The following is a 23,854-nucleotide window of genomic DNA, read 5'->3' as shown; positions in this document are numbered from 1 at the left end:
AGAAGGAGCGCACCCGGTGGAAAAGCTGCTGACCGTCGACGAGGCCGCAGTCCTGCTCGGCACGACCTCGCGGTTTCCCCGTCGCCTGATCGCTGAACGACGTATCCGGTTCCTGCACCTAGGCCGGCACGTCCGCATCCCCGAGTCCGCGCTGGCGGAGTACGTCCAGGCCGGGATGGTGCAGCCTTGCCAGGCGCCGGTCCGTCAGTACCTCGGCCAGGCCTCCTGATGGCCGCCCGGCGCCGCTTCGGGCGCGTCCGCAAGCTGCCCTCGGGTCGCTATCAGGCCCGCTACCTCGGCACCGACGGTGTCGACCACAGCGCCCCGAGCACGTTCGAACGCAAGGCCGACGCCGACCGCTGGCTCGCCGCGACGGAGAGCGACCTCCTGCGCGGCGATTTGTCCAAGCCGGAGTCCTCGCGGGTCACGGTGGCGCAGTACGGGTCGGCGTGGATCAGGGAGCGCCCGGGTCTGCGCCCGCGCACGGTGCAGCTCTACGAGGGACTGCTGCGGCTGCACATCGTTCCCGGCCTCGGGCACGTTCCGGTGGGGGACCTGTCCCCGGCGCAGGTCCGCTTGTGGCGGGCCAATCTCCTGGCCGGCGGGTTGGGAGAGTCCACGGTCGCCAAGGCCTACCGACTGCTGAAGTCGGTCATGGCAACGGCGGAGGACGACCGGCTGGTGCGGCGCAACCCGTGCCAGATCCGCGGCGCTTCGACCGAGCGCCCTCCGGAGCGGCCGTTGTTGACCCTCGCGCAGGTCTACGCCCTCGCGGACGGTGTTCCCGACCGGTTCCGGATGCTGGTGCTGCTGGGCACCTTCGGCAGTCTCCGGTGGGGTGAGCTAGCGGCGCTGACGCGGGGAGCGGTCGATGCTGAGGCCGGCCTGGTGCACGTGCGGGTCTCCGCCAGCGAGCCGTACGGGAAGTTCGTCGTCGGGCCGCCCAAGTCTGCCGCCGGGCGCCGCACTGTGGCGCTGCCCGAGGCTGTGCTCCCCGAGCTGCGGGAGCACCTGCGCCGTTACGTCGCCGCCGACGGCGCCGCCCTCGTGTTCACGGGGCCGACCGGGGTCCACATCCGGCGCAGCGGGTTCCAGAAGCACTGGCGGGCGGCGATGGCTCACGCCGAGGTGACGGGCGTGCACTTCCACGATCTGCGGCACACCGGCAACACCCTGACCGCTCATGCCGGGGCGAACCTGTCGGACCTCATGACGCGCATGGGCCATTCGTCTACGCGGGCCGCTCGCATTTACCTGCACACCACGCCGGAGCGGGACCGTGCGGTCGCGGCAGCCCTCAACGCGCTGCTCACGGGTGCGGCATCTAGGGCCTCTTCTGCAGATTTTGTCCGCCACCACCCACGTCCCTGAAGGCGGCTTCAGGGCTATCGCTCGGGCGTCCGACCCTCCGGGACGCGTACGGGTCAGCGCTTGCGCAGAGGTGCAAAAGGTTGTACGTCTCTGGATTCATTCCGCGCCGAGTCCCCCGGTGGCCCCGGGCCTCGGGCCCCGGTCAGCGTCCCCCCGCCAACCGGTGGTCGACCGCCGAGCGCGGCCTGGGACGTCTACCCCTAGTCATAGCAGTAGGGGAGCTGGCATGCTCCACGCCACCAACGGGGCGCGGGTCGTCGGTCGCTGGGCCTCATAGCCCCTCCCTCCTCTGCGAAGGGCCGTGCCGTATGGGAATCTTTTCTCGAAGGCGAAATACCTCCTCATCTCTCTCTAGTTCCAACGCCTTCATTGGTCGGAAGTTCTCCTCACGGCTTAGTGTGGACCAGTGCCTCGTGAACTTCGTAGCAGCAGCTAGCCGCTGTTACGACCTGGCCGGAGGGCCTGTGGACATCCAGTGGCGCCCTCCAAGCAACATTCTGAACCTAGAGTCGACTCAGGTCAGCACCAGGCGGGTGCCACCTGCGCGTTTCGTGGCGCAGGAGTTGTCCGATGGGGGACGCCTCTATCTCGCGATCTGGGACGACAGTCAGTCGCGCGAAATGTGGTTCGTGCCGCCAGAGTTCGATAACTCTCCTATCCCGATCGCAGGTACCTGGAAGGGTCTCGATGGATCCCTGGCATCCGTCGGATCGGTTGAGTCTGCCTTCTGGGGAGCGTAATCCCCGAACCATCCATCGTATCGCCCTACGAAGAGGAGGAGGCCATAAAGGACCCGAGTCGGGACCGCATGCTAAGAAGTGCCATCGCCCCATGCCAACGGCGTCTAGAATCAAAGCCAACCTGAAGGTGGGATATGTCATACGGCAGCGATAAAGACATGTATTGCGGTAAGGAGAGGAAGCGGACGAAGCACACGCGCTGCCCGAATTGCAACGGCAAGGGGTCAGGTCAAACGACGCAATGCAACTGGGGCTGCCAAGACGGCTACTGGTGCTCCAATGGTCTGAGAGATCGCTTCCACAAGTGACTGGCCTTCTGATTCGGCGTGATGCCGCTGGTGGCTACCGTGCGAATTGACCTCCGTAGAGCGCTGCACTGACTGGCTGCTACATGCCGACCTATACGAGCGAGATGACCAGCGGAGCACAGACGCCCAGCAGAGGTGGCATCTTGACCCAATGGCCCGCCACCGAGGTCACGGGCTCTGCCCTTCTGACCTGTACTCGCCGAGTTAGGCCGGTTCGTGTCCAAGGCGTCCTCAGCCGCGCACGAATAGAAAACGTCCGCCGGCCACCCGTGCGCGGCTGAGGTTTCGGTAAGAACGTCGCTGTAGGTTCCGTACTGGAGGAACGATCGAAATGGCGCTATTTCCAAGGGCCGTGGAACTAGACCCGCGACTGAAGCGGTTTGCGGACGGTGCGTCCGCCGATGCGCGCGAGCTGGCTCGCGTTCAGCAGTCGCTCACTAACGTGCTATCGGCGAACGAAATTCAAGACATTCACTATATTGTAACGTCCGTGGACAAGCCCCTACAACCTGTCCTAGTCGCTACCAGCACACGCCTGCTCGTCGGGTCGGTCCACAGGGGTTCTATTGAGTTTTCGATTCCTGCGGAGCGCGTGGGCGGCACGTCGGTAGACCGCCTGGCAACAGGTGGGATCCGCCTGGGGATTCGCTTGATCAAGCCGGCAGTTGATGTTGCCGATGGTAGCGAGAGTTACAGCGGCGACTTCTTCTTCCTGAGAAGCAACGCTGAGGCATTGGTGGCCGTCGCCCACGGCATTGACAAGCTGTTTCACCTGGAGGAACCCGCCGCTGTGATTGGGGAAACTTCAGCCAACGCGGACGGCTTCCCCAGCGAGGGTTGGTTCATTTCGTGGATCAATAGCATCGAGTCGAGCATGACGCCAGCGGGCTTCCGAGGGGCGATGGGGGCGAGCGCACCACTCGACGCCACAACGAACGGTCTCGTAATGGCATGCAGGGAGGTTTATATTGCATGCTTCGGCATGATCCAGGCCAACTGCTCACCGCAAGCTTTAGAGTTGTTCAAGGCTCAAGTGGCGAACGATTTTCTTGGCGTTACCCCATGGGGCCTGATCCAGACGGCAGTTGATCTAGACCCAACGAATGGCGCCGCCCGCGGGGAGTGGGAGGCTGCCGTCCATGAGGTGGCACAAATGGAACTTGGTAAGCTTCGTCAGTCGATCGTCGGAAGTCGCTGACGTAGAGTTGCGTTGCGTTGCGGCCACGGCCGAGCAACCGGTGCGGCGACCTCTCGCGACGCGGCTGATGCCACGACTGGCAACCTTCGCCCAGAACGCGCTTAAGGGCGCATAAGCAAGTCGCAGTCAAGGGCTACGGGAGGCAGCGACGGCTGTCTCAGAGTGGGCCGCTCTGGGACATGGGTGCCCCAGGGACACCCATCGCGGTGACTGCCCGGCCGGCGACCCTTACACGAACCAACGGACCAGTACGTTGCGCAGTCGTGGCCAGTCTTCACGTGCAGCGTCCCCACGACGGTGGAGGGATCCTTCGCCGTCTGGTCGTCCAGGTCGACGGTCGCGAGGTTGCTCGCCTGAAGCAGGGGGAGTTCGCCGATGTCCCTCTACCGCCGGGCAAGCACACGGTGAGAGGGAGCATGGACTGGACCAGCAGTCCGGAGCTTCAGATCGATCTCGCAGAGGATGAGCAAGCGCGCGCCGGAGTTGCCCTCCCCATCTCAGCGCTCTGGAACATGCTCAGGCGTCCACGCGCGGCGCTGGCCATCAGGCGCTCCTGGGACGGGCGAACTGTCCCTGAGTGGGCCGCTCAAGGACACCGGCAGCGGTCACGGCGCACATGACCCGCAGGACGGGCTTTAGTGGGGGATCGGGCACGTAGCGGGCACGCGGCCCCGTTGGCCCTACGAACGACGAAGGCCCAGGCTCGGCTGACACGCCGTTTACCTGGGCCCTTGTTGTGGAGCGGGTGACGAGAATCGAACTCGCACTGTCAGCTTGGGAAGCTGATGTTCTACCATTGAACTACACCCGCGTCGGGCTCTCGCCCGTGACGAACAGCCTAGCAAGCCGCTCGACCGCTCCGGGAGGTCCCTCCTCCGGGCAGGGCGGACGGGCGTCGGGGCCGGTCCCTAGACTCCGCGCCATGCTGCTGTCCGACCGCGACATCCGGGCCGCGTTGGCCACCGGCCGGCTCGGCATCGAGCCCTACGAGCCGGCGATGGTGCAGCCCTCCAGCATCGACGTCCGGCTGGACCGGTACTTCCGGGTGTTCAACAACGCCCGCTACACCCACATCGACCCCGCGCTGCAGCAGGACGACCTGACCACCGCGGTCGAGCCGGTCGGCGACGAGCCCTTCGTGCTGCACCCCGGTGAGTTCGTGCTGGGCTCCACGCTCGAGGTCGTGCACGTCCCCGACGACCTGGCGGCACGACTGGAGGGCAAGTCCTCCCTCGGCCGGCTCGGGCTGCTCACCCACTCCACGGCCGGCTTCGTCGACCCCGGGTTCTCCGGCCACATCACCCTGGAGCTGTCCAACGTGGCGAACCTGCCGATCACGTTGTGGCCCGGGATGAAGATCGGCCAGCTGTGCCTGTTCCAGCTCAGCTCACCCGCCGAGCACCCCTACGGCTCGGCCGTCTACGGCTCCCGCTACCAGGACCAGCGCGGCCCGACGCCGTCCCGCTCGTACCGCAACTTCTCCCGTGCCGAGACCCGCCGGGCCGACCCGGCGTCCTGACGCGGAGGACACGGGGGGATGAACTGTGGTGCACGGCCGGATGACGGGCGCCTGAGCGGGTAGAGCGCTCTCCATGGACCCCCGGGACACCGCTGTGCTCCTCCCGCCGCCGCCGGCCACCGACCCCGAGCACGGCTTCTTCGACTGTGCGGAGGAGTCGGCGCACTACGCGTTCTCGGTGCAGCTGCTGCTCACCCAGTACGCCTCGCTGGTGCCCTGGCAGGCCGAGGGCGTGGCCGAGCTGGGCAGTGGCGACGCCCGGGCGATCGCGCACGTGGTGCGGGCGGTGCCCGGCCTGCGCGTGCACGGCACCGACATCAGCCCGACCTCGGTGGAGAAGGCCCGGCAGACCATCGGCGGGCTGGGCGTGAGCGACCGCTACGGCGTCAAGCTCGGCGACTTCTTCACCTGGGCCGACTCCCCGGCCGGCCGCGACGTCTCCACCGTCATCGCCAACCCGCCCTACATCCCCGCCCCGGACGGCGACATCCGGATGCCGGAGCTGTGGGGTGGCTGGTACGGCAACGACCTCGTGCTCCGGCTGCTCAAGGCCGGCTTCGACCACCTGCTGGTCGCCCTGCCCAGCTACTCCGACCCCGCGGCCACGCTGGCCACCGCCGCCGACCTCGGCTACCAGGTGGCCAACTTCCTGGCCATGGGGCTGGAGTTCGGGGCCTACAGCCGCGAGCCCAAGGTCGCCCGGCACATCGCGGAGATCACCGCCGACGGCCACGGCTGGTCCGGCGGGGACTCCTACGTCGTCGCCGTCGCCCTGCTCACCCGCTCGCCCGAGCTGCCCCGCGACCGGGCGACGGAGCTGCTCCGCGCCCTGCAGCTGTCGGTGTAGACGAAGGACCCAGGCTCGCGGCGGGCCCTGGGAGGAGCCCGGTCACGAGCGCGGCGGGACGACGACCGGGGCGTCGAGGCCGGCGGCCTCGGTCACCGGGGGCTGCGGCGCCCGGCCGGCGGTGAGGCCGGGGACCTCGTCGTCGACGTAGCGCTCCCGGCAGATGCTCCAGCCGGTGACCAGCAGCAGGCCCACGCCCACGTAGACCAGCACGAACATGCCGGTGTACCCGCCGGTGAGGCCGCGCAGCAGGCCGACCAGCAGCGGACCGACCCCGGCCAGGGCGTACCCCCAGCCCTGGGCGACGGTCGACAGCGCGCTCACCGACTCCGGGGTCCGCCCGCGCAGCCCGAACAGCGCCAGGATCATCGCGAAGGTGCCCATGCCCAGGCCGAGCAGGCAGACCCACAGCCAGGTGAGCGTCAGCGGGGCCAGCAGCAGCCCGGTCCAGCCGGCCAGGTAGCAGGCGATGAACCCCAGCAGCATCGGCCGCTGCCAGTGCTGGCGCACCGTCCCCAGCGGGACGACGGCGTTGAGCGGGATGACGACGAGCGCGTTGAGCCCGACGAGGTAGCCGGCCGCGTGGGCCGACATGCCCTCGTCGCGCAGGTACTGCGCCGTCCAGCCCACGATCACGTAGGCCTGCATCGCCTGCAGCCCGAAGAAGGCCGCCATGAGCCAGGCCAGCCGGCTGCGGGTCAGCGACCGCAGCCGGACGGCGACGTGGCTGCCGCGCGAGGCGCCCGGCCGCACCGGGACGGCCAGCCACGGCAGCGCCGCGACCAGCGCGAACACCGCCCAGATGCCCAGGCCCCAGCGCCAGCCGTCGACACCGGCGGCCTCGGCGATCGGCGCGGTGGAGACGCTGGCGACCGCGCCTCCGATGGCCAGCGCGGTGCTGTAGGCGCCCACCAGCAGTCCGGTCCGGTCGGGGAACCAGCGCTTGACCAGGCCGGGCAGCAGCACGTTGCCCAGCGCGCCGCCGACCATCGTGGCCACCGTGCCCAGCAGGAACACCCACACGTTCGGCACCGAGACCCGGGCGAGCAGGCCGATCGTCATCACCAGCAGCGCCGCGGCCAGCACGTGCCCGTCCCGGAACCGGGCGGCCAGCGGCGGGCCGGCGAAGCCGATCAGCGCGAAGCAGATCAGCGGCATGCTCGTGATCAGCCCGGCCAGCCCGGAGGAGATGCCCAGTCCGCGCTCGATCTCCTCGAGCACCGGGCCGACGCTGTTGACCGCCGTCCGCAGGTTGAAGCCGGTCAGCACGATGGCCGTGCCGACCAGGAGGAGCCCCCGCCGCGAGGAGGCGGTCGGTGGTGCGGCGGCGCGGCTGGTCACGTCCGGTCATCTTGCTCCGCAGGCAGCCGGCCGCATCTCTCGGGTGCGGTCAGGTCCGGGCGTGGCCGACCTGCTGCACCCGCGGGGTGACCTGGGGGACCCGGTGCCACACCGCCCGCTGCAGGGCCAACGTGACCAGCGCGGCGCCCAGGATGCCGGCGGCGTTGACCGCCAGCTGCGCGGTCGCCTCGCCGAACTCGCGGGCATCGCCCAGGGCCAGGCCCAGGGCCATCGCGCCGGCCGCGGGCACGGTGGTGACGGAGATGAAGACGCCGACCAGCGCGCCCGAGCGTGCCGAGGTCAGCGACAGCACGCCGGCCACCCCCGCGAGCACCGCGACGACCAGCGACCAGCGGTCGGGGTGGGTGATGAAGTAGGTGGCCGGCCGGTCCTGGGTGAGGAGCTCGGGGCCGAACCAGCCCAGTGCTCGGCCGAGCAGCGCGGCCAGCGTGGTCGACGCGATCGCCACCGCGAACCCGGCGGTCAGGGTGACCAGCGCCCGGCGGGTCATCGCCCGCCGGCGGTGCACCAGGCCCACCGCGAGCGCCGCCAGCGGGCCGAACTCCGGCCCGAGCACCATCGCCCCGATCACCAGGATCGCCGAGTCGGTGACGATCGCGACCGCGGCCAGCAGGGTCGCGATGGTCAGGAAGGCGAGGAAGGACACCGACAGCGCGGCGTCGGTGGCCGTCGTCCGGATGACCTGCTCCCACACCACGGCGTCCGAGCCGTCGCCGGGTGCACGGTCCTCGGCCTCTTCCGCACTGCGGGAGACCGCGGCGTCGACCGTCTCCATGGCGATGCCGCCGTCGGTGTCCACGTGCAGCTCGCGCAGGCCGTCGACCAGTGCGTCGGCGGACTCGCGGGCGACGTCGACGAGGAAGAGGTCGCCGGCCGGGCGCAGCGCCGCTCCCGGGAGGACGGCGAGGTGGGCGACGCCGGGGCAGTCGGTGAGCAGGTCGTGGACGGCGGCCGACCGCTCGGTCGGCACCGTCACCCGCAGGTGGAGGAGCACGGGGCCACTCTGCCGGGTCCCGCCGCGAGCTCGGGAGTGGTGGGGTCTCCCTGGCGCCGGGTCCGGGAGAGCAGCGGGCGGACTGCCCCTCCAGCAGGTCAGCGGGTGCCGGTCACCGTCAGCGTCACGGCGGTGGCCGGAGCGGTCGTGCCGTCGCCGGCCAGCCGCAGCAGCGCCAGCTCGTGCGGCCCGTCGCCGGCCGGGGTGGCCAGCGCCAGCGTGGGGCTCAGGCACTGTTGCAGCCGCAGCGCCGGTCCGGCGGCGGTCTCGGTGTAGGTCACGGTGTTGCCCGCGTCCCCCCGCACCGGGGCGCCGTCCAGGGTGACCACGTAGGCGGTGTCCTCGGGGCCGGTGAGCCGGAAGCGCAGCGGGGTCCCGGCGACGACCCGGCTGGTCTCGACGGCGATCCGTGGCGTCGCGCAGTCGGCGGTGATCGGCACCTCGCCCGGCCCGCGGGTGTTGGCCAGGGCCAGCACCGCGAACACCACCACCGCCACGGCCAGCCAGGTCCAGTTGCGGTTCCGGCGGATCGTCGGCCGGTCGTCGGCCAGCGCCCGCTCGTCGTTGACGTCCCGGGCGTAGTGCATGCGGGTGCTGCGGTCGGCGGCGGCGCGCTCGGCGTCCCCACGGCGCCGGGCCCCACCGAAGGGGGAGCTCATCGGTGTCCGCCCGGGGTGCGGCGGGCCTGCGGGCGAGCGGTCATGCGCTCCAGTGTCGCCTCCGCCGTCCGGGCCCCGACACGCCGCAGCTCCTCGCCCGTCCGCACTAGTGCGCATGGTGCACTACCGCGGACGGCGCCACCCGGTGACGTCGGGTGGAGGAGGTGGCGGTGGACGCCAGTCAACTGCTCAAGGGCGTGCTGGACGTCGCGGTGCTCGCCGTGGTGCGCCAGGCCGACGGCTACGGCTACGACGTGGTCCGCCGACTGCGCACCGCGGGCCTGGAAGGGGTGGGCGACGCGTCGGTCTACGGGACGCTGCGCCGGCTGTACCAGGCGGGGGCGCTGACGTCCTACGTCGTGCCCAGCGACGAGGGGCCGCACCGCAAGTACTACGCGATCAACGACAGGGGGCGTTCGGTGCTGGAGGACTCGGGCAAGACGTGGAGGACGTTCGTCGACGCCGTCGACGGACTGCTCGACGGGGCGCCGGCGTGACCGCGCCGATCGCCCCCGGGGCGTCGCAGGAGGCCCGGGACTACCTGGCCGACGTCGAGCGCGAGCTCGCCGACCTGCCCGCCGAGGAGCGCGCCGCGCTCCTGGAGGACCTCGAGCAGCACCTGGCCGCCCTGGCCGAGGAGGGCGACGACTGCCCGGTCGTCATCCGGCTGGGCTCCCCGGCCGCCTACGCCGAGGAGCTCCGTGCCGCCGCCGGCCTGCCGGCGCAGCGCAACGTCCGTCCGTCACCGCGCCGGGACGAGGTCCGGCGGCTGCTCGCCCGGGTCGAGGCCCACCCGCTGACCGACGAGGTCCGGCGGCTGTGGGGTGAGCTGCGGCCGGCGTGGTGGGTGCTGCGCGGGTACCTGCTGATCGCCCTGCCCTGCGCGCTGGCCGACCAGTGGGACTTCCCGGTGCCCGCGCCGCTGGGCAGCCGGGTGCTCGGCCTGCTGCTGGTGGGCGGCGCGGTCGCCGGCTCGGTCGCCCTCGGGCGCCGGCAGCTGTCGCCGTCGAACACCCGGCTGCTGACCGTCGGCGGTTCGGTGCTCGCGCTGCTGTCCTTCGTCGTGGCCGTGGGCGGGACGCAGTCGCCGTCCTACGACGTCGGGTACGCCACCCCGGTGGTCTACGACCAGGCCGTCGGTGACTTCCCGCTCGTGTCGCGGTACGGGCCGGTCACCGACGTGCTGCCCTACGCCGCGGACGGCACCCCGCTGCAGGGCGTGCTGCTCTACGACCAGGACGGGCGGCCCCTGCAGGTCGGCTTCCAGGAGTGGTGGGCCGACGGGTGCAGCCGGGTGCTGCGGCAGCCGCTGGCGGCCGACGGTGTCCCCGTGCCGCACGCCTTCCCGCAGACCTACGTGCTGGACCCGACCGGTGGCGGCCTCGACGACCCGGCGCTGTGCGACCTGGTGACCGACCGCCCCGAGGTGTCGCTGCCGGTCTTCCCGGCGACGGTCGCCACCCCGACCGCGGCGGCCCCGACGCCCGCGGCCCCCACGGACACCGTCCCGGTCCCCGCGGTCCCCACGGGGGTGCCCGGCGACTGAGCCGGGTCCAGTCCGCCCACCACCGCACGCACCCGGCCCGGGTCGTGCGGTGGTGGCGCGTGTGGGTGGGGTCGTGTCCGGGGGGCGGGAACACCACGGCGGGGTCTGCCGTTAGGCTGGGCAGGAAAGTTGAGCGGACCCGGCGCATGGCTCACGTGAGCGCGCGGTGGTCCCTCGGCTCCTCGACCAGCACCACCCACTCGCAACCACAGGAGAGGCCTTCCATGGCACGAGCAGTCGGAATCGACCTCGGCACCACGAACTCGGTCGTCGCGGTCCTCGAGGGCGGCGAGCCCACCGTCATCGCCAACGCCGAGGGTGCGCGCACCACCCCCTCGGTCGTGGCCTTCGCCCGCAACGGCGAGGTCCTCGTCGGTCAGTCGGCCAAGAACCAGGCGGTCACCAACGTCGACCGCACGATCCGCAGCGTCAAGCGCGAGATCGGCACCACCTGGAAGACCGGCGACATCGACGGCAAGCAGTACACCCCGCAGGAGATCAGCGCGCGGATCCTGCAGAAGCTCAAGCGGGACGCCGAGACCTACCTGGGCGAGCCGGTCACCGAGGCCGTCATCACCGTCCCGGCCTACTTCGAGGACGCCCAGCGCCAGGCCACCAAGGAGGCCGGTGAGATCGCCGGCCTCAACGTCCTGCGCGTCGTCAACGAGCCCACCGCGGCCGCGCTGGCCTACGGCCTGGACAAGGGCGAGACCGAGCAGACCATCCTGGTCTTCGACCTCGGTGGTGGCACGTTCGACGTGTCCCTGCTGGAGATCGGTGACGGCGTCATCGAGGTCAAGTCCACCGCCGGTGACAACAAGCTCGGCGGCGACGACTGGGACGAGCGGGTCGTCAAGCACCTGGTGCAGACGTTCAACGTCTCCAGCGGCGTCGACCTGTCCAAGGACAAGCTGGCCATGCAGCGCCTCCGCGAGGCCGCCGAGAAGGCCAAGATCGAGCTGTCCGGCGCGCAGTCGACCAACGTCAACCTGCCCTACATCACCGCCGGGGCCGACGGCCCGATGTTCCTGGACATCACGATCACCCGCGCGGAGTTCCAGCGGCTGACCCAGGACCTGCTCGACCGCACCAAGGCCCCGTTCAACCAGGCCATCCGCGACGCCGGCATCAAGGTCGGCGACATCGACCACGTCGTCCTCGTCGGTGGCTCGACCCGCATGCCGGCCGTGTCCGACCTGGTCCGCGAGCTCACCGGGGGCAAGGAGCCCAACAAGGGCGTCAACCCCGACGAGGTCGTCGCCGTGGGTGCCGCGCTGCAGGCCGGTGTCCTCCGCGGTGAGGTCAAGGACGTCCTGCTCCTCGACGTCACCCCGCTGTCCCTGGGCATCGAGACCAAGGGCGGGATCATGACCAAGCTCATCGAGCGCAACACCACGATCCCGACCAAGCGCTCGGAGATCTTCACGACGGCCGACGACAACCAGCCGTCCGTGCAGATCCAGGTCTTCCAGGGCGAGCGGGAGATGGCCTCCTACAACAAGAAGCTCGGCATGTTCGAGCTGACCGGTCTGCCCCCGGCGCCCCGCGGCGTCCCGCAGATCGAGGTGGCCTTCGACATCGACGCCAACGGCATCGTGCACGTCCACGCCAAGGACCTGGGCACCGGCAAGGAGCAGTCGATGACCATCACCGGCGGCTCGGCCCTGCCCAAGGACGACATCGCGCGGATGATGGCCGACGCCGAGGCGCACGCCGAGGAGGACAAGAAGCGCCGCGACGACGCCGAGACCCGCAACCTCGCCGAGTCGCTGCAGTACCAGACGGAGAAGTTCCTCGCGGAGAACGGCGACAAGATCCCCGAGGAGAAGAAGACCGAGCTGGGCGAGGCCCTCGGTGAGCTGCGCGGCGCCCTCGGTGGCTCCGACATCGCCGCCATCAAGGCCGCCCAGGAGAAGGTCGCCCGGGTCTCGCAGGAGGTCGGCGGTGCGCTCTACGCGCAGGCGCAGGCCGACGGCGCGTCCGGTCCCGCGGGTGAGGCCGGCTTCGGTGGCGCCACCGGCGCGACCGCGTCCGACTCCGCCGCCGGCTCCGACGACGACGTCGTCGACGCCGAGATCGTGGACGACGACTCCGACAAGCGCTGACCCCAGCGTCTCCCCCCGTCGCCACCGGCCCGGCTCCCCGGGCCGGTGGCGGCGGAGGAGACCATGAGCCAGCAGGACGAGGAGCCGCCGTCGGTCCGGACGAGCGGCACCACGACCCGACCAGCGGCGTGGCACCGGTGCCGGCCGGCACCCATGCGGCCGGCACCCCGCCCGACCAGGGAGAACACATGAGCGAGCACGAGCACGAGATCGACATGAGCGGCTTCGACGAGGCGCTGGCCGCCTCCGGTGACCAGTCGGCCCCGGCCGGGGCCGACGACGCCACGCGGCAGCTGGCCGAGCGCACCGAGGACCTGCAGCGGGTGACCGCGGAGTACGCGAACTACCGGCGGCGGGTCGAGCGCGACCGCACCGTGGTCGTCGACCAGGCGGCCGAGCGTTTCGCCGCCCAGCTGTTCCCGGTGGTCGACGACATCGAGCGCGCCCGCGACCACGGCGACCTGACCGGCGCCTTCAAGGTGGTCGCCGACCGCGTGCTGGGGCTGCTGGACGGGCTCGGCGTGGTCACCTTCGGGGTGCCCGGCGACCCGTTCGACCCCGCGCTGCACGAGGCGGTGCTCAGCGACACCTCCCCGGAGGTGACCGTCCCGACCGCCACCACGGTGCTGCGCCCGGGCTTCCGGCGCGGCGACCGCGTGCTGCGCACGGCGATGGTCGGGGTGACCGAGCCGGAGACCCCGGCCCCCGTCGCCGAGCCTGCCGTCGTCATCGACGGCGAGACCGACCAGCCCGGCCCGTCCGCCGGCTGAGCACGACCACCCGGCGGACCCCGCCCCCGGCACCCGGGGGTGGGGTCCGCCCGTCAGCACTGCAGAGAGGAGGCGCCCGATGAGCAGCACCCGGGACTTCATCGAGAAGGACTACTACGCGGCCCTGGGCGTCGCCAAGGACGCCGACGCCGCGGCCATCAAGAAGGCGTACCGGAAGCTGGCCCGTGAGCTGCACCCGGACAAGAACCCGGACAACGCCTCGGCCGAGACCCGCTTCAAGGAGGTCTCCGAGGCCTACGACGTGCTCTCGGACCCCAAGCGGCGGTCGGAGTACGACGAGGCCCGCCGGCTGTTCGGCTCCGGCGGGTTCCGGCCCGGTGCCGGTGGCACGGGCGGCTTCCCCGGTGGGTTCCCCGGGGGCGGCGCGGGCGGCGGCCAGGCCTTCGACCTCGGCGACATCTTCGGCAGCGCCGGGACACCCGGCGCCGGTGGCCGCGCCGGGGGTCTCGGTGACCTCTTCGGCGGCCTGTTCACCGGTGGGGCCGGGGCGCCCGGCGGCGCCGGGGGCACCCGCAGCCGCACCGCGGGCACCGGCCCGGCCCGCGGGCAGGACGTCGAGACCGAGGCGACCCTGGCCTTCGACGAGGCCGTCCTGGGCGTGACCGTGCCGCTGCGCATGCAGAGCCCGGGCACCTGTGGCACCTGCTCCGGCAGCGGCGCGCGCCCGGGCACCAGCCCGCACACCTGCCCGGTCTGCAACGGCGCCGGCGTCACCAGCCGCAGCCAGGGCTCCTTCGCCTTCTCCGAGCCGTGCAAGGAGTGCCGTGGCACCGGCTCGGTGGTCGACGACCCGTGCCCGGAGTGCAAGGGCAGCGGGGTCACCAACCAGACGCGCACCATCACCGTCCGCATCCCGGCCGGGGTCAAGGACGGGCAGCGCATCAGGCTGGCCGGCAAGGGCGCCCCGGGGCGGCGCGGCGGACCGGCCGGCGACCTCTTCGTCGTCGTGCACGTCACCGGCTCCGAGCTGTTCGGCCGCAGCGGCGACGACCTCACCCTCACCGTGCCGGTCTCCTTCGCCGAGGCCGCACTCGGGACGACGCTGACCGTGCCCACCCTCGACGGCTCGGTCTCGCTCAAGGTGCCCGCCGGCACCGCCAGCGGCCGCACCTTCCGGGTCCGCGGCCGCGGCGTGGTCGGCAAGGCCGCCGTGGGCGACTTGCTGGTCACCGTCGAGGTCGCCGTCCCGGCCCGGCTGACCCCGGGCGCGAAGGAGGCGATCGAGAAGCTCGCCGCGGAGCTGCCCGACGACCCGCGGCCGGAGATCACCGACATGCTGCGGAACGGAGGTGCCCGATGACCCTGCCCGACCCGGGGCGGTCCTTCGCCGAGGACGCACCCGTCTTCGTCATCTCGGTCGCTGCCGAGCTGGCCGGGATGCACGCGCAGACGCTGCGGCAGTACGACCGGCTGGGCCTGGTGCGGCCGGGCCGCACCGCCGGCGGCGGCCGCCGCTACAGCCCGCGGGACGTCGCGCTGCTGCGCGAGGTGCAGCGGCTGAGCCAGAAGGACGGCGTCAACCTGGCCGGCATCAAGCGGATCATCGAGCTGGAGTCCCGGGTCGAGGCCCTGCAGGTCCGGGTGACCGAGCTGCTCGACGAGCTCGAGGTCGCCGAGACCGGCCGGATCGCGGCCGAGGCAGCGGTGTCGGCCACCTACCGGCGCGACCTGGTGCCCCGGACGTCCAGCTCGGCGCTGGTGGTCTGGCGCCCGGGTGGTCATCCGTGACAGGTTCCGGGAACGCACAGTCCGCCTCGAGCGTGGAGATCACCGTGACCGTCGACAGCGCACCCCGCACCGCCGCCGAGGACGCCCCCGGCGAGGCCCGCTCGACCGGTGACAGCCACGAGGCCTTCGTGACCCTCGAGCGCGAGGTCGCACTGCTGCTGCGCCGCGGCCGGGCGATCCAGGCCCGGCTCGCCGGGCAGCTGCACCACGAGCTGGACGGGGCTGCCTACGGCCTGCTGGTGCTGCTCGACGACGCCGGCCCGCTGCGCGCCAGCGACGTGGTGGCCCGCCTCGGGCTGGACAAGAGCACGGTCAGCCGGCAGGTGGCCTCACTGGTCGACCTCGGTCTGGTCGACCGGGCCGCGGACCCCGACGACGGCCGCGCGCAGGTGCTGTCGACTTCGCGGGAGGGGCACGCCCGGCTCAGTGAGCTGCGCGACGCACGCCGCGCCCGCTGGGAGGCCGACCTCTCCGGCTGGGAGACCACCGACGTGGCCACGCTGGCCACGCTGCTCGGCCGGCTCAACCGCCTCGGCGAGGCCCGCGAGGCCGAGTTGAAGGCCACGTCCACCCCCGACCGCTCGTAGGTCAGGGGCGGACCCTGCCGCCCGCCCCTAGGGCATCCGCTCGTAGGCGGGCACGGTCAGGAAGTCGGAGTACTCGTCGGCCAGCGCCAGCCGGCTGAACAGCTCCCGGGCCTCGTCCCAGCGCCCCGCGGCGAACGCGTCGCCCCGCGCCGCGGCCAGGGCCGCCATCTCCTCCTCGACCACCCGCTGCACCAGCTCGGTGGTGACCCGCTGCCCGTCGGCCAGCGTGACGCCGGTGTGCAGCCACTGCCAGACCTGGCTGCGGCTGATCTCGGCGGTCGCGGCGTCCTCCATCAGGCCGTTGATCCCGACCGCGCCCGACCCGCGCAGCCACGACTCCACGTACTGGATGCCGACGCTGACGTTCGCGCGCAGCCCCGCCTCGGTGGCCTGTCCGGGCGTCGACGCCACGTCCAGCAGCTGCGCGGCGGTCACCGCGACGTCCTCCCGCAGCCGGTCGAGCTGGTTGGGGCGCTCGCCGAGCACCCGGTCGAACACGGCCATCGCGGTGGGGACCATGCCGGGGTGGGCGACCCACGAGCCGTCGAAGCCGTCCTCGGCCTCGCGCGTCTTGTCCTCGGTGATCTTCCCGTAGGCGAACTCGTTGCGGGCCGGGTCCTTGCTGGGGATGAACGCCGACATGCCGCCCATCGCGTGCGCGCCGCGCTTGTGGCAGGTGCGCACCAGCAGCTCGGTGTAGGCGCGCATGAAGGGGACGGTCATCGAGATCGAGTTGCGGTCGGGGAGCGTGAAGTCCGCACCCCGGGTGCGGAAGGTCTTGATCACGCTGAACAGGTAGTCCCAGCGGCCGGCGTTCAGCCCGGCGGAGTGCTCCCGCAGCTCGAAGAGGATCTCCTCCATCTCGAACGCGGCCGGGTAGGTCTCGATCAGGCAGGTGGCCCGGATGGTGCCGCGGGGGATGCCGAGGTGGTCCTGCGCGAGCACGAACGCGTCGTTCCACAGCCGGGCCTCGAGGTGGCTCTCCATCTTCGGCAGGTAGAAGTACGGGCCCTGCCCGCGGTCGACCTGTTTCTGCCCGCACGCGGCGAGGTAGAGCGCGAAGTCGACCAGGCTGCCCGAGGTCGGCTCGCCGTCGACGGTCAGGTGCTTCTCCGGCAGGTGCCAGCCGCGCGGGCGCACGATGATCGTGGGCAGCTCGTCGTCCGGCTTGAGCTCGTACCGCTTGCCGGCGGGTGAGGTGAAGTCGATGGTGCGGTCGATCGCGTCCATGAGGTTCAGCGGGCCGTTGACGACGTTCTCCCAGAGCGGGGAGTTGGCGTCCTCCTGGTCGGCCAGCCAGCACCGGGCGCCGGAGTTCAGCGCGTTGACCGTCATCTTGCGGTCGGTCGGGCCGGTCATCTCCACCCGGCGGTCGACCAGTCCGGGGGCCGGTGGCGCGACCCGCCACGAGTCGTCGGCGCGGACGGCGGCGGTCTCGGACAGGAAGTCCAGCGTGCCGCCGGCGGCCAGCGCCGCCACCCGGTCGCGGCGGGCGCGCAGCCGTTCCTGACGGCGGCCCTCCAGCTCACGGTGCAGCAGGGCGACCAGGCCCAGCGCCCGGGGGGTGAGCACCTCGTCGAACCGCGGCCCCATCGGGCCGGTGACCTCCACGCCGTCGACCGCGCTCATGGTGCTCCCCGGTGCCTGGCGCCGGCCGGCGCCGGCGGCTGTGCTCCGGAACGTAGCGGGTCCGTCCGCCCGCGGCGACGGCCGCTGCGCTGAGGCGCGACTCACCCCGCCGGTGGTTGCACGGAACAACGACTGGGGTGAAGATGGTTGCTGTCTACATGTACCGAGCGACCTGGCCGGTACCGACCGAGTGGAGGAGGGCGTCGTGCACCTGACCCGGGACACCTCCGAGCAGCTCGGTGCCGGCCTCGCCCGGCTGGTCCGCACGGCCAAGCAGCTCGGCCACCGCGTCGCCACCGACCTCTACGGCGACCTGCCCTCCTACGGCTGGGCGCTGCTGGTGCCGCTGGAGCAGGACGGGCCGCAGCGGTGCAGCGCGCTGGCCTCGGCTGCCCGCATCGACGTGTCGGTGGCCAGCCGGCAGGTGGCCGCCCTGGAGCGCGCCGGCTACCTCGAGCGCCGTCCCGACCCGGTCGACGGGCGGGCCAGCCTGATCAGCCTCAGCGCAGCCGGGGCCGCCGCCCTGGCCCACACCCGCGACGTCCGCAGCCACTGGACCCTCGCCGCCCTCGACGACTGGACCGAGGAGGAGGCCCGCGTGTTCACCGAGCAGCTCGGGCGGCTGGCCGACGGCCTCGACCGCGCCGCCCGCCGGCAGCCCGCCCGGCCGGCCGACTGACCCCGGCGCCCGCCCCGGCGGGCCGCCGACCCTGCACCACCAGGACCACCCCTCAGGAGAGACGCAGATGAGCACCCCCGCACCCGTCCGGCCCGCCGCCGGCCCCGCCGCGCCCGCGGCCGAGGCGCCGGCCCAGCAGCAGGGCCGGATGACCCACCGGCAGATCCTCAGCGCGCTGTCGGGGATGTTGCTGGCGATGTTCGTCGCCATCCTGTCCTCGACGGTCGTGTCGAACGCGCTGCCCACGATCATCACCGACCTGCGGGGCAGCCAGTCGCAGTACACCTGGGTGGTCACGGCGACCCTGCTGGCCTCCACGGCCTCCACCCCGATCTGGGGCAAGCTCGCCGACCTGTTCAGCAAGAAGCTGCTGCTGCAGATCTCGATCGTCGTCTTCATCGTCGGGTCGATGCTGGCCGGGCTCTCCCAGTCGGTGCCCACCCTCATCGGCTGGCGTGCGCTGCAGGGCCTGGGTCTCGGTGGCCTGACCGCGCTGGTGCAGATCGCGATGGCCGCGATGATCAGCCCGCGCGAGCGCGGCCGGTACTCCGGGCTGCTCGGTGGCGTCTTCGCCATCGGCACCGTCGCCGGCCCGCTGATCGGCGGGCTGCTGGTCGACACCTCGTGGCTGGGCTGGCGCTGGTGCTTCTACGTCGGCGTGCCCTTCGCCGTCGTCGCGCTCGTGCTGCTGCAGCGCACCCTGCAACTGCCGGTGGTCAAGCGCTCCGTGTCGATCGACTACCTGGGTGCGGCCTTCCTCACCGCCGGCGTCTCGGCCCTGCTGATCTGGGTCAGCCTGGCCGGGCACCAGTTCGACTGGGCCTCGCTGGAGACCGTGCTGTTCGTCGCCGGTGGGGTGCTGGCCATCGTGGCCTTCGTCGTCACCGAGCTGCGGGCGAAGGAGCCGATCGTCCCGCTCCGGCTCTTCCGCGACCGGACGACGACCCTCGCGATCGTGGCCAGCATGGTCATCGGTGTGGCGCTCTTCGGGTCCACCGTCTTCCTCGGCCAGTACCTGCAGATCTCCCGCGGCTACTCGCCGACCGCGGCGGGGCTGCTGACCCTGCCGATGATCGGCGGGCTGGTGGCCTCCTCGACCGTCTCGGGCATCCTGATCTCCCGCTACGGCCGGTGGAAGGCGTTCCTGGTCGTCGGCTCGGTGCTGGTCGCCGTCGGGTTCGGGCTGCTGTCGACGATCGACCACACCACCGACATGCTGCTGCTCGGCGTCTTCCTGGCCGTCCTGGGCGTCGGCATCGGCCTGACCAACCAGAACCTGGTGCTCGCCGTGCAGAACACCGTCGCCGCCCGCGACCTCGGTGCGGCCAGCTCCGCGGTGGCCTTCTTCCGCAGCCTCGGCGGCACCATCGGCGTCTCCGTGCTCGGTGCCGTGCTCAGCGCCCGGGTGGGCACCCTGATCCAGGGCGGTCTGGCCGACGTGCCGGGTGCGGCCGCCGCGGCGGGCTCCGCGGACGTCGGGCTGGCCAGCCTGGCCGACGCCCCGGCCCCGCTGCAGGAGCTGATCCGGGTGTCCTACGGCGACGCCACCGGCCGCATCTTCGCCGTCGCCGCCGTCCTGTCGCTGATCACCATCGTGGCCATCGCCTTCATCCGGGAGGTCGCGCTGCGCACCGAGTCCGGTGACGAGCGCATGCAGGACAGCACCGAGGGCAGCACGGCCGCAGTCGACGCCGAGCTGGCCGGCGCGTCCGCGAGGTCCCGCGCCTGAACGAGGACCCCCTGCGAGGGGGCGCACGACGAAGGCCCGTCTCCCCGGTGGGGAGACGGGCCTTCGTGGTGTCCGGGGCCGGCGTCAGGTGACGAGGTCGCCGGGGTCGTGCGTCAGGCGAGTGCGGCGTCCAGGGTGATGTCGACGCCGGTCAGGGCCTTGCTCACCGGGCAACCGGTCTTGGCGGCCTGGGCTGCCTTGTCGAAGCCCGCGGCGTCGAGGCCGTCGACCTCGCCGCGGACGGTGATCGTGATACCGGTCAGCTTGAAGCCGCCGTTGTCCTTGTCCGGGCCGAGGGAGACGTCGGCGGAGACCTCGAGGCTCTCCACGGTGCCGCCGGCCTCGCCGATGACGGCGGACAGCTGCATCGCGAAGCAGGCCGAGTGGGCCGCGGCGATGAGCTCCTCGGGGCTGGTGGTGCCCCCGGCCTCGTCAGCGGCGCGCTTGGGGAAGCTGACGTCGTAGGTGCCGACCTTGGAGCTGGACAGCTCGACCTGGCCGGAGCCCTCCTGGAGAGAGCCGTTCCATGCGGTGCGTGCGGTGCGGGTGGGCATCGGACCTCCTCGTCTCGGGGTGACCCCACGGCGCGCAGGTGCGTCGCGGTCGGTCACCGTCCTCGTGGTGCACAACCGTTCCGCAGCGGCGGTGTTCCCGCCACCGCGGAACGGTGCGCACGACGACGAGCGAGGGCCGGGGCCCGTCGCAGGGGCCGGCAGGACGGGCGAGAGCCCCGACCTCAGGCGCGGACGTCGGCCTTGGGCTGGGTGACGCGCTCGGTGACGATGCGGAGCTGGTCGCGCAGCTCGGCGAACTGGTCCTCGTCGAGGTCGAGGGCGTCGATCATCGCCGCGTTCACCGCGAAGGCCGGCTCGTGCAGTGCCCGGCCGGCGTCGGTGAGCCGCACGGAGACCGAGCGCTCGTCATCGGTCCGACGGTGCCGGGTCACCAGGCCCGCGGCGGTGAGCCGCTTGAGCAGGGGGGAGAGCGTGCCGGAGTCCAGCGCCAGTCGGCTGCCCAGCTGACCGACGGTCTGCCCGTCCTCCTCCCACAGCAGCATGAGGACCAGGTACTGGGGATAGGTGATCCCCAGCTGGTCCAGCATGGGCCGATAGCGGGCGGTGACCGCCCGCGAAGCGGCGTAGAGGGCGAAACAGAGCTGGTCGTCGAGTGCCACGCTCGGCGACGGGGTGTCCGTCATGCCCACCAGAGTAGGGCGCGACCGAAGAGAAGGCCGCCGTGTCGTTGTGATCCGTGACCAGTGGTGCGCCACAGTCTGCACTCGGAGGTCCTCCCGGACCGTGGTCCGACGACGTCAGGTTGAGCGGAACACACTCAACTCCTGCTCCGTTGGACCACCGGAACGCCCCGCACCGCACCGCAGGAAGGACACCCGTACCGATCATGGCGCAGAACAAGCTCACGACCCGTGCGCAGGAGGCCGTCGCCGCCGCCCAGCGACTGGCGGTCGACCGCGGGCAGCCCGCGCTCGAGCCCCTGCACCTGCTCATCGCCCTGCTCGAGCAGTCCGACGGCATCGCCGGTCCACTGCTGAAGGCGACCGGCGCCGACCCGGCCGACGTCCGGGCCAAGGCGGACGCCGCGGTGCGTCGGATGCCCAGCGTCTCCGGCTCCAACCTGGCCGCGCCGTCGCCGTCCCGTGAGTTCCTCCGGGCGGTCAACGCGGCGGGGGAGCAGGCGAGCGCCCTGGGCGACGAGTACGTCTCCACCGAGCACCTGCTGGTGGGGCTGGCCTCCACCGACGGCGAGACCGGGGCCGTGCTGACCGGGGTGGGCGCGAGCCGCGAGGCCCTGGTCGCCGCCTTCCGCTCGGTGCGCGGCAGCCGCAAGGTCACCACCGCCGACCCGGAGAACACCTACCAGGCGCTGGAGAAGTACGCCGTCGACCTCACCGAGCGCGCCCGCGAAGGGCGGATGGACCCGGTCATCGGCCGGGACACCGAGATCCGCCGGGTCGTGCAGGTCCTCTCCCGGCGCACCAAGAACAACCCGGTGCTGATCGGCGAGCCGGGCGTGGGCAAGACCGCGATCGTCGAGGGCCTGGCGCAGCGGATGGTGGCCGGCGACGTCCCGGAGAGCCTCAAGGGCAAGCGGCTGATGGCGCTGGACCTGGCCGCCATGGTCGCCGGCGCCAAGTTCCGCGGTGAGTTCGAGGAGCGGCTCAAGGCCGTCCTGCAGGAGATCACCGACTCCGCCGGTCAGATCGTCACCTTCATCGACGAGCTGCACACCATCGTCGGGGCCGGCGCGAGCGGGGACTCCGCGATGGACGCCGGCAACATGATCAAGCCCATGCTGGCCCGCGGTGAGCTGCGGATGGTCGGGGCCACCACCCTCGACGAGTTCCGTCAGCACATCGAGAAGGACGCCGCCCTGGAGCGCCGCTTCCAGCAGGTCCTCGTCGGCGAGCCCACGGTCGAGGACACGATCGGCATCCTGCGCGGGCTCAAGGAGCGCTACGAGGTCCACCACGGCGTCCGGATCACCGACGGCGCCATCGTCGCGGCCGCCACGCTGTCGGACCGCTACGTGACCGCGCGCTTCCTGCCCGACAAGGCGATCGACCTGGTCGACGAGGCCGCCAGCAGGCTGCGCATGGAGATCGACAGCCGGCCGGTCGAGGTCGACGAGGTCGAGCGGGTCGTGCGCCGGCTGGAGATCGAGGAGATGGCGCTGGGCAAGGAGGACGACCCCGCGTCCCTGGCCCGGCTGGCCACCCTCCGCGAGGAGCTGGCCGACCGTCGCGAGGCCCTCGGTGAGCTGACCGCGCGCTGGCAGCAGGACAAGACGGCCATCGACCGCATCCAGCGCACCAAGGAGGAGCTGGAGGCGGTCCGCACCGACGCCGAGCGGGCCGAGCGCGACGGCGACCTGGCCCGGGTGGCCGAGCTCCGCTACGGCCGGATGCCGGCGCTGGAGAAGGAGCTGCGCGCCGCGGAGGCCTCGGTGGCGGCCGGTGACTCCATGCTCAAGGAGGAGGTCGGCGCCGACGACATCGCCGAGGTCGTCCAGGCCTGGACCGGGATCCCGGCCGGCCGGCTGCTGGAGGGCGAGTCGCAGAAGCTGCTGCGGATGGAGGACGAGCTGGCGAAGCGGGTCGTCGGGCAGCCCGCCGCCGTCCGCGCGGTGGCCGACGCCGTCCGCCGGGCTCGCTCCGGCGTGGCCGACCCCGACCGGCCGACCGGGTCGTTCCTCTTCCTGGGGCCCACCGGCGTCGGCAAGACCGAGCTGGCCAAGGCGCTCGCGGAGTTCCTCTTCGACGACGAGCGCGCCATGGTGCGCATCGACATGAGCGAGTACTCCGAGAAGCACTCGGTGGCGCGGCTGGTCGGTGCCCCGCCCGGCTACGTCGGCTACGAGGCCGGGGGGCAGCTGACCGAGGCCGTGCGGCGCCGCCCGTACACGGTGGTGCTGCTCGACGAGGTGGAGAAGGCCCACCCCGACGTGTTCGACGTGCTCCTGCAGGTGCTCGACGACGGCCGGCTCACCGACGGGCAGGGCCGCACGGTCGACTTCCGCAGCACGATCCTGGTGCTGACGTCGAACCTCGGCTCGCAGGTCATCGCCGACCAGTCGATCCCCGAGGAGGCCAAGCGGTTGGCCGTGCAGGACGTCGTCCGCGGGCACTTCAAGCCCGAGTTCCTCAACCGGCTCGACGACGTGGTCACCTTCGCAGCCCTGGGCACCGACGAGCTGGCCGGCATCGTCGACATCCAGGTCGGGGTGCTCGCCCGGCGGCTGGCCCCGCGCCGGCTCACGCTGGAGGTCAGCGACGCGGCCCGGGAGTGGCTGGCGCTCAACGGCCTCGACCCGGTCTACGGCGCCCGCCCGCTGCGCCGCCTGGTGCAGTCCTCGATCGGCGACCAGCTGGCCCGCGCCCTGCTGTCCGGCGAGATCCGGGACGGCGACCGGGTGCTGGTCGACTGGCCGGCCGACGTCACCGCCGGCGACGCCGGGCTCAGCGTCACCCGCGGCTGATCCCGCCCGGGACGACGAGGGCCCGCCGACCGCTGCTGCGGTCGACGGGCCCTCGGTCCAGGTCGG

General features: G+C 72.0%; 21 protein-coding genes and 1 tRNA gene. 15 read left to right on the top strand and 7 right to left on the bottom strand.

The window, feature by feature from the left end; genetic code table 11:
* Window positions 1-16: 16 nt before the first annotated feature.
* From GCU67_RS04680 to GCU67_RS04670, 3 genes are all read left to right on the top strand, one after another.
* Window positions 17-229: a helix-turn-helix domain-containing protein gene (locus GCU67_RS04680; protein ID WP_338104767.1), complete on the top strand. Its 213-nt coding sequence runs from the start codon at window positions 17-19 to the stop codon at window positions 227-229.
* A complete protein-coding gene (locus GCU67_RS04675; RefSeq protein WP_163609916.1) occupies window positions 229-1,371 on the top strand; it encodes a tyrosine-type recombinase/integrase in 1,143 nt (380 codons plus the stop codon). The genes GCU67_RS04680 and GCU67_RS04675 overlap by 1 nt, the downstream gene beginning before the upstream one ends.
* A gap of 1,538 nt (window positions 1,372-2,909) precedes the next feature.
* Window positions 2,910-3,617: a hypothetical protein gene (locus GCU67_RS04670; protein ID WP_163609915.1), complete on the top strand. Its 708-nt coding sequence runs from the start codon at window positions 2,910-2,912 to the stop codon at window positions 3,615-3,617.
* Window positions 3,618-4,354: 737 nt separating this feature from the next.
* Here the strand turns inward: GCU67_RS04670 and GCU67_RS04665 are convergent.
* Window positions 4,355-4,428 (bottom strand) — tRNA-Gly (locus GCU67_RS04665).
* Window positions 4,429-4,539: 111 nt separating this feature from the next.
* On the opposite strand from GCU67_RS04665, the gene dcd reads away from it, so the two are divergent.
* A complete protein-coding gene (dcd, locus tag GCU67_RS04660; RefSeq protein ID WP_163609914.1) occupies window positions 4,540-5,136 on the top strand; it encodes a dCTP deaminase in 597 nt (198 codons plus the stop codon).
* 73 nt (window positions 5,137-5,209) lie between these two features.
* Window positions 5,210-5,983, top strand: a complete 774-nt coding sequence (locus GCU67_RS04655; RefSeq protein WP_163609913.1) for a class I SAM-dependent methyltransferase — start codon at window positions 5,210-5,212, stop codon at window positions 5,981-5,983.
* Between the two features lie 42 nt (window positions 5,984-6,025).
* Here GCU67_RS04655 and GCU67_RS04650 read toward each other — a convergent pair whose 3' ends face one another.
* From GCU67_RS04650 to GCU67_RS04640, 3 genes are all read right to left on the bottom strand, one after another.
* The gene (locus GCU67_RS04650; protein WP_163609912.1) at window positions 6,026-7,324 is read right to left on the bottom strand and encodes an MFS transporter; all 1,299 of its coding nucleotides are present in this window, start codon (window positions 7,322-7,324) and stop codon (window positions 6,026-6,028) included.
* A 49-nt stretch (window positions 7,325-7,373) separates the two neighbouring features.
* Window positions 7,374-8,339, bottom strand: coding sequence for a DUF389 domain-containing protein (locus tag GCU67_RS04645; RefSeq protein ID WP_163609911.1), 966 nt, complete (start codon window positions 8,337-8,339; stop codon window positions 7,374-7,376).
* Between the two features lie 98 nt (window positions 8,340-8,437).
* Window positions 8,438-8,998 (bottom strand): hypothetical protein, encoded by a 561-nt coding sequence (locus GCU67_RS04640; protein ID WP_163609910.1) that lies wholly within the window; start codon window positions 8,996-8,998, stop codon window positions 8,438-8,440.
* Window positions 8,999-9,168: 170 nt separating this feature from the next.
* Between GCU67_RS04640 and GCU67_RS04635 the strand changes: the two genes are divergently transcribed.
* The 7 genes from GCU67_RS04635 (at window position 9,169) to GCU67_RS04605 (ending at window position 15,755) form a co-directional block, all read left to right on the top strand.
* On the top strand, window positions 9,169-9,495 hold the full coding sequence (locus GCU67_RS04635; RefSeq protein WP_163609909.1) for a PadR family transcriptional regulator: 327 nt from the start codon (window positions 9,169-9,171) through the stop codon (window positions 9,493-9,495).
* Window positions 9,492-10,544, top strand: a complete 1,053-nt coding sequence (locus GCU67_RS04630; protein WP_163609908.1) for an HAAS signaling domain-containing protein — start codon at window positions 9,492-9,494, stop codon at window positions 10,542-10,544. Before GCU67_RS04635 ends, GCU67_RS04630 begins: the two co-directional genes overlap by 4 nt.
* A gap of 224 nt (window positions 10,545-10,768) precedes the next feature.
* Window positions 10,769-12,649, top strand: coding sequence for a molecular chaperone DnaK (dnaK, locus tag GCU67_RS04625; protein ID WP_163609907.1), 1,881 nt, complete (start codon window positions 10,769-10,771; stop codon window positions 12,647-12,649).
* A gap of 188 nt (window positions 12,650-12,837) precedes the next feature.
* Window positions 12,838-13,419 (top strand): nucleotide exchange factor GrpE, encoded by a 582-nt coding sequence (grpE, locus tag GCU67_RS04620; RefSeq protein WP_246214581.1) that lies wholly within the window; start codon window positions 12,838-12,840, stop codon window positions 13,417-13,419.
* A gap of 79 nt (window positions 13,420-13,498) precedes the next feature.
* On the top strand, window positions 13,499-14,740 hold the full coding sequence (gene dnaJ, locus GCU67_RS04615; protein WP_163609906.1) for a molecular chaperone DnaJ: 1,242 nt from the start codon (window positions 13,499-13,501) through the stop codon (window positions 14,738-14,740).
* Window positions 14,737-15,168 (top strand): heat shock protein transcriptional repressor HspR, encoded by a 432-nt coding sequence (locus GCU67_RS04610; protein ID WP_163609905.1) that lies wholly within the window; start codon window positions 14,737-14,739, stop codon window positions 15,166-15,168. Before dnaJ ends, GCU67_RS04610 begins: the two co-directional genes overlap by 4 nt.
* A gap of 44 nt (window positions 15,169-15,212) precedes the next feature.
* A complete protein-coding gene (locus GCU67_RS04605; RefSeq protein WP_338104766.1) occupies window positions 15,213-15,755 on the top strand; it encodes a MarR family winged helix-turn-helix transcriptional regulator in 543 nt (180 codons plus the stop codon).
* Window positions 15,756-15,782: 27 nt separating this feature from the next.
* Here the strand turns inward: GCU67_RS04605 and aceB are convergent, their stop codons facing one another.
* Window positions 15,783-17,384 (bottom strand): malate synthase A, encoded by a 1,602-nt coding sequence (aceB, locus tag GCU67_RS04600; RefSeq protein WP_163609903.1) that lies wholly within the window; start codon window positions 17,382-17,384, stop codon window positions 15,783-15,785.
* 205 nt (window positions 17,385-17,589) lie between these two features.
* Here aceB and GCU67_RS04595 point away from each other — a divergent pair, with 205 nt between their 5' ends.
* Window positions 17,590-18,063, top strand: a complete 474-nt coding sequence (locus tag GCU67_RS04595; protein ID WP_163609902.1) for a MarR family transcriptional regulator — start codon at window positions 17,590-17,592, stop codon at window positions 18,061-18,063.
* Between the two features lie 67 nt (window positions 18,064-18,130).
* Window positions 18,131-19,792, top strand: coding sequence for an MDR family MFS transporter (locus GCU67_RS04590; RefSeq protein WP_163609901.1), 1,662 nt, complete (start codon window positions 18,131-18,133; stop codon window positions 19,790-19,792).
* A gap of 113 nt (window positions 19,793-19,905) precedes the next feature.
* Here the strand turns inward: GCU67_RS04590 and GCU67_RS04585 are convergent, their stop codons facing one another.
* Both GCU67_RS04585 and GCU67_RS04580 read right to left on the bottom strand, forming a co-directional pair.
* Window positions 19,906-20,346: an OsmC family protein gene (locus GCU67_RS04585; RefSeq protein WP_163609900.1), complete on the bottom strand. Its 441-nt coding sequence runs from the start codon at window positions 20,344-20,346 to the stop codon at window positions 19,906-19,908.
* A 182-nt stretch (window positions 20,347-20,528) separates the two neighbouring features.
* Window positions 20,529-20,990 carry a MarR family winged helix-turn-helix transcriptional regulator gene (locus GCU67_RS04580; protein ID WP_163609899.1) on the bottom strand — a complete coding sequence of 154 codons (462 nt, stop codon included), beginning with the start codon at window positions 20,988-20,990 and terminating at the stop codon, window positions 20,529-20,531.
* A gap of 203 nt (window positions 20,991-21,193) precedes the next feature.
* On the opposite strand from GCU67_RS04580, the gene clpB reads away from it, so the two are divergent.
* Window positions 21,194-23,788 carry an ATP-dependent chaperone ClpB gene (clpB, locus tag GCU67_RS04575; RefSeq protein WP_163609898.1) on the top strand — a complete coding sequence of 865 codons (2,595 nt, stop codon included), beginning with the start codon at window positions 21,194-21,196 and terminating at the stop codon, window positions 23,786-23,788.
* Window positions 23,789-23,854 lie beyond the last annotated feature (66 nt).

Source organism: Modestobacter muralis, from assembly GCF_010682105.1.
GTDB lineage: Bacteria > Actinomycetota > Actinomycetes > Mycobacteriales > Geodermatophilaceae > Modestobacter > Modestobacter muralis.
This window is presented reverse-complemented; position numbering and strand designations above follow the sequence as displayed.

Coding starts and splice junctions, on each gene's coding strand:
- clpB (WP_163609898.1), top strand. CDS start 21,194: ATGGCGCAGAACAAGCTCACGACCCGTGCGCAGGAGGCCGTCGCCGCC.
- GCU67_RS04580 (WP_163609899.1), bottom strand. CDS start 20,990: ATGACGGACACCCCGTCGCCGAGCGTGGCACTCGACGACCAGCTCTGT.
- GCU67_RS04675 (WP_163609916.1), top strand. CDS start 229: ATGGCCGCCCGGCGCCGCTTCGGGCGCGTCCGCAAGCTGCCCTCGGGT.
- GCU67_RS04585 (WP_163609900.1), bottom strand. CDS start 20,346: ATGCCCACCCGCACCGCACGCACCGCATGGAACGGCTCTCTCCAGGAG.
- dnaJ (WP_163609906.1), top strand. CDS start 13,499: ATGAGCAGCACCCGGGACTTCATCGAGAAGGACTACTACGCGGCCCTG.
- GCU67_RS04610 (WP_163609905.1), top strand. CDS start 14,737: ATGACCCTGCCCGACCCGGGGCGGTCCTTCGCCGAGGACGCACCCGTC.
- grpE (WP_246214581.1), top strand. CDS start 12,838: ATGAGCGAGCACGAGCACGAGATCGACATGAGCGGCTTCGACGAGGCG.
- aceB (WP_163609903.1), bottom strand. CDS start 17,384: ATGAGCGCGGTCGACGGCGTGGAGGTCACCGGCCCGATGGGGCCGCGG.
- dcd (WP_163609914.1), top strand. CDS start 4,540: ATGCTGCTGTCCGACCGCGACATCCGGGCCGCGTTGGCCACCGGCCGG.
- GCU67_RS04590 (WP_163609901.1), top strand. CDS start 18,131: ATGAGCACCCCCGCACCCGTCCGGCCCGCCGCCGGCCCCGCCGCGCCC.
- GCU67_RS04655 (WP_163609913.1), top strand. CDS start 5,210: ATGGACCCCCGGGACACCGCTGTGCTCCTCCCGCCGCCGCCGGCCACC.
- dnaK (WP_163609907.1), top strand. CDS start 10,769: ATGGCACGAGCAGTCGGAATCGACCTCGGCACCACGAACTCGGTCGTC.
- GCU67_RS04640 (WP_163609910.1), bottom strand. CDS start 8,998: ATGAGCTCCCCCTTCGGTGGGGCCCGGCGCCGTGGGGACGCCGAGCGC.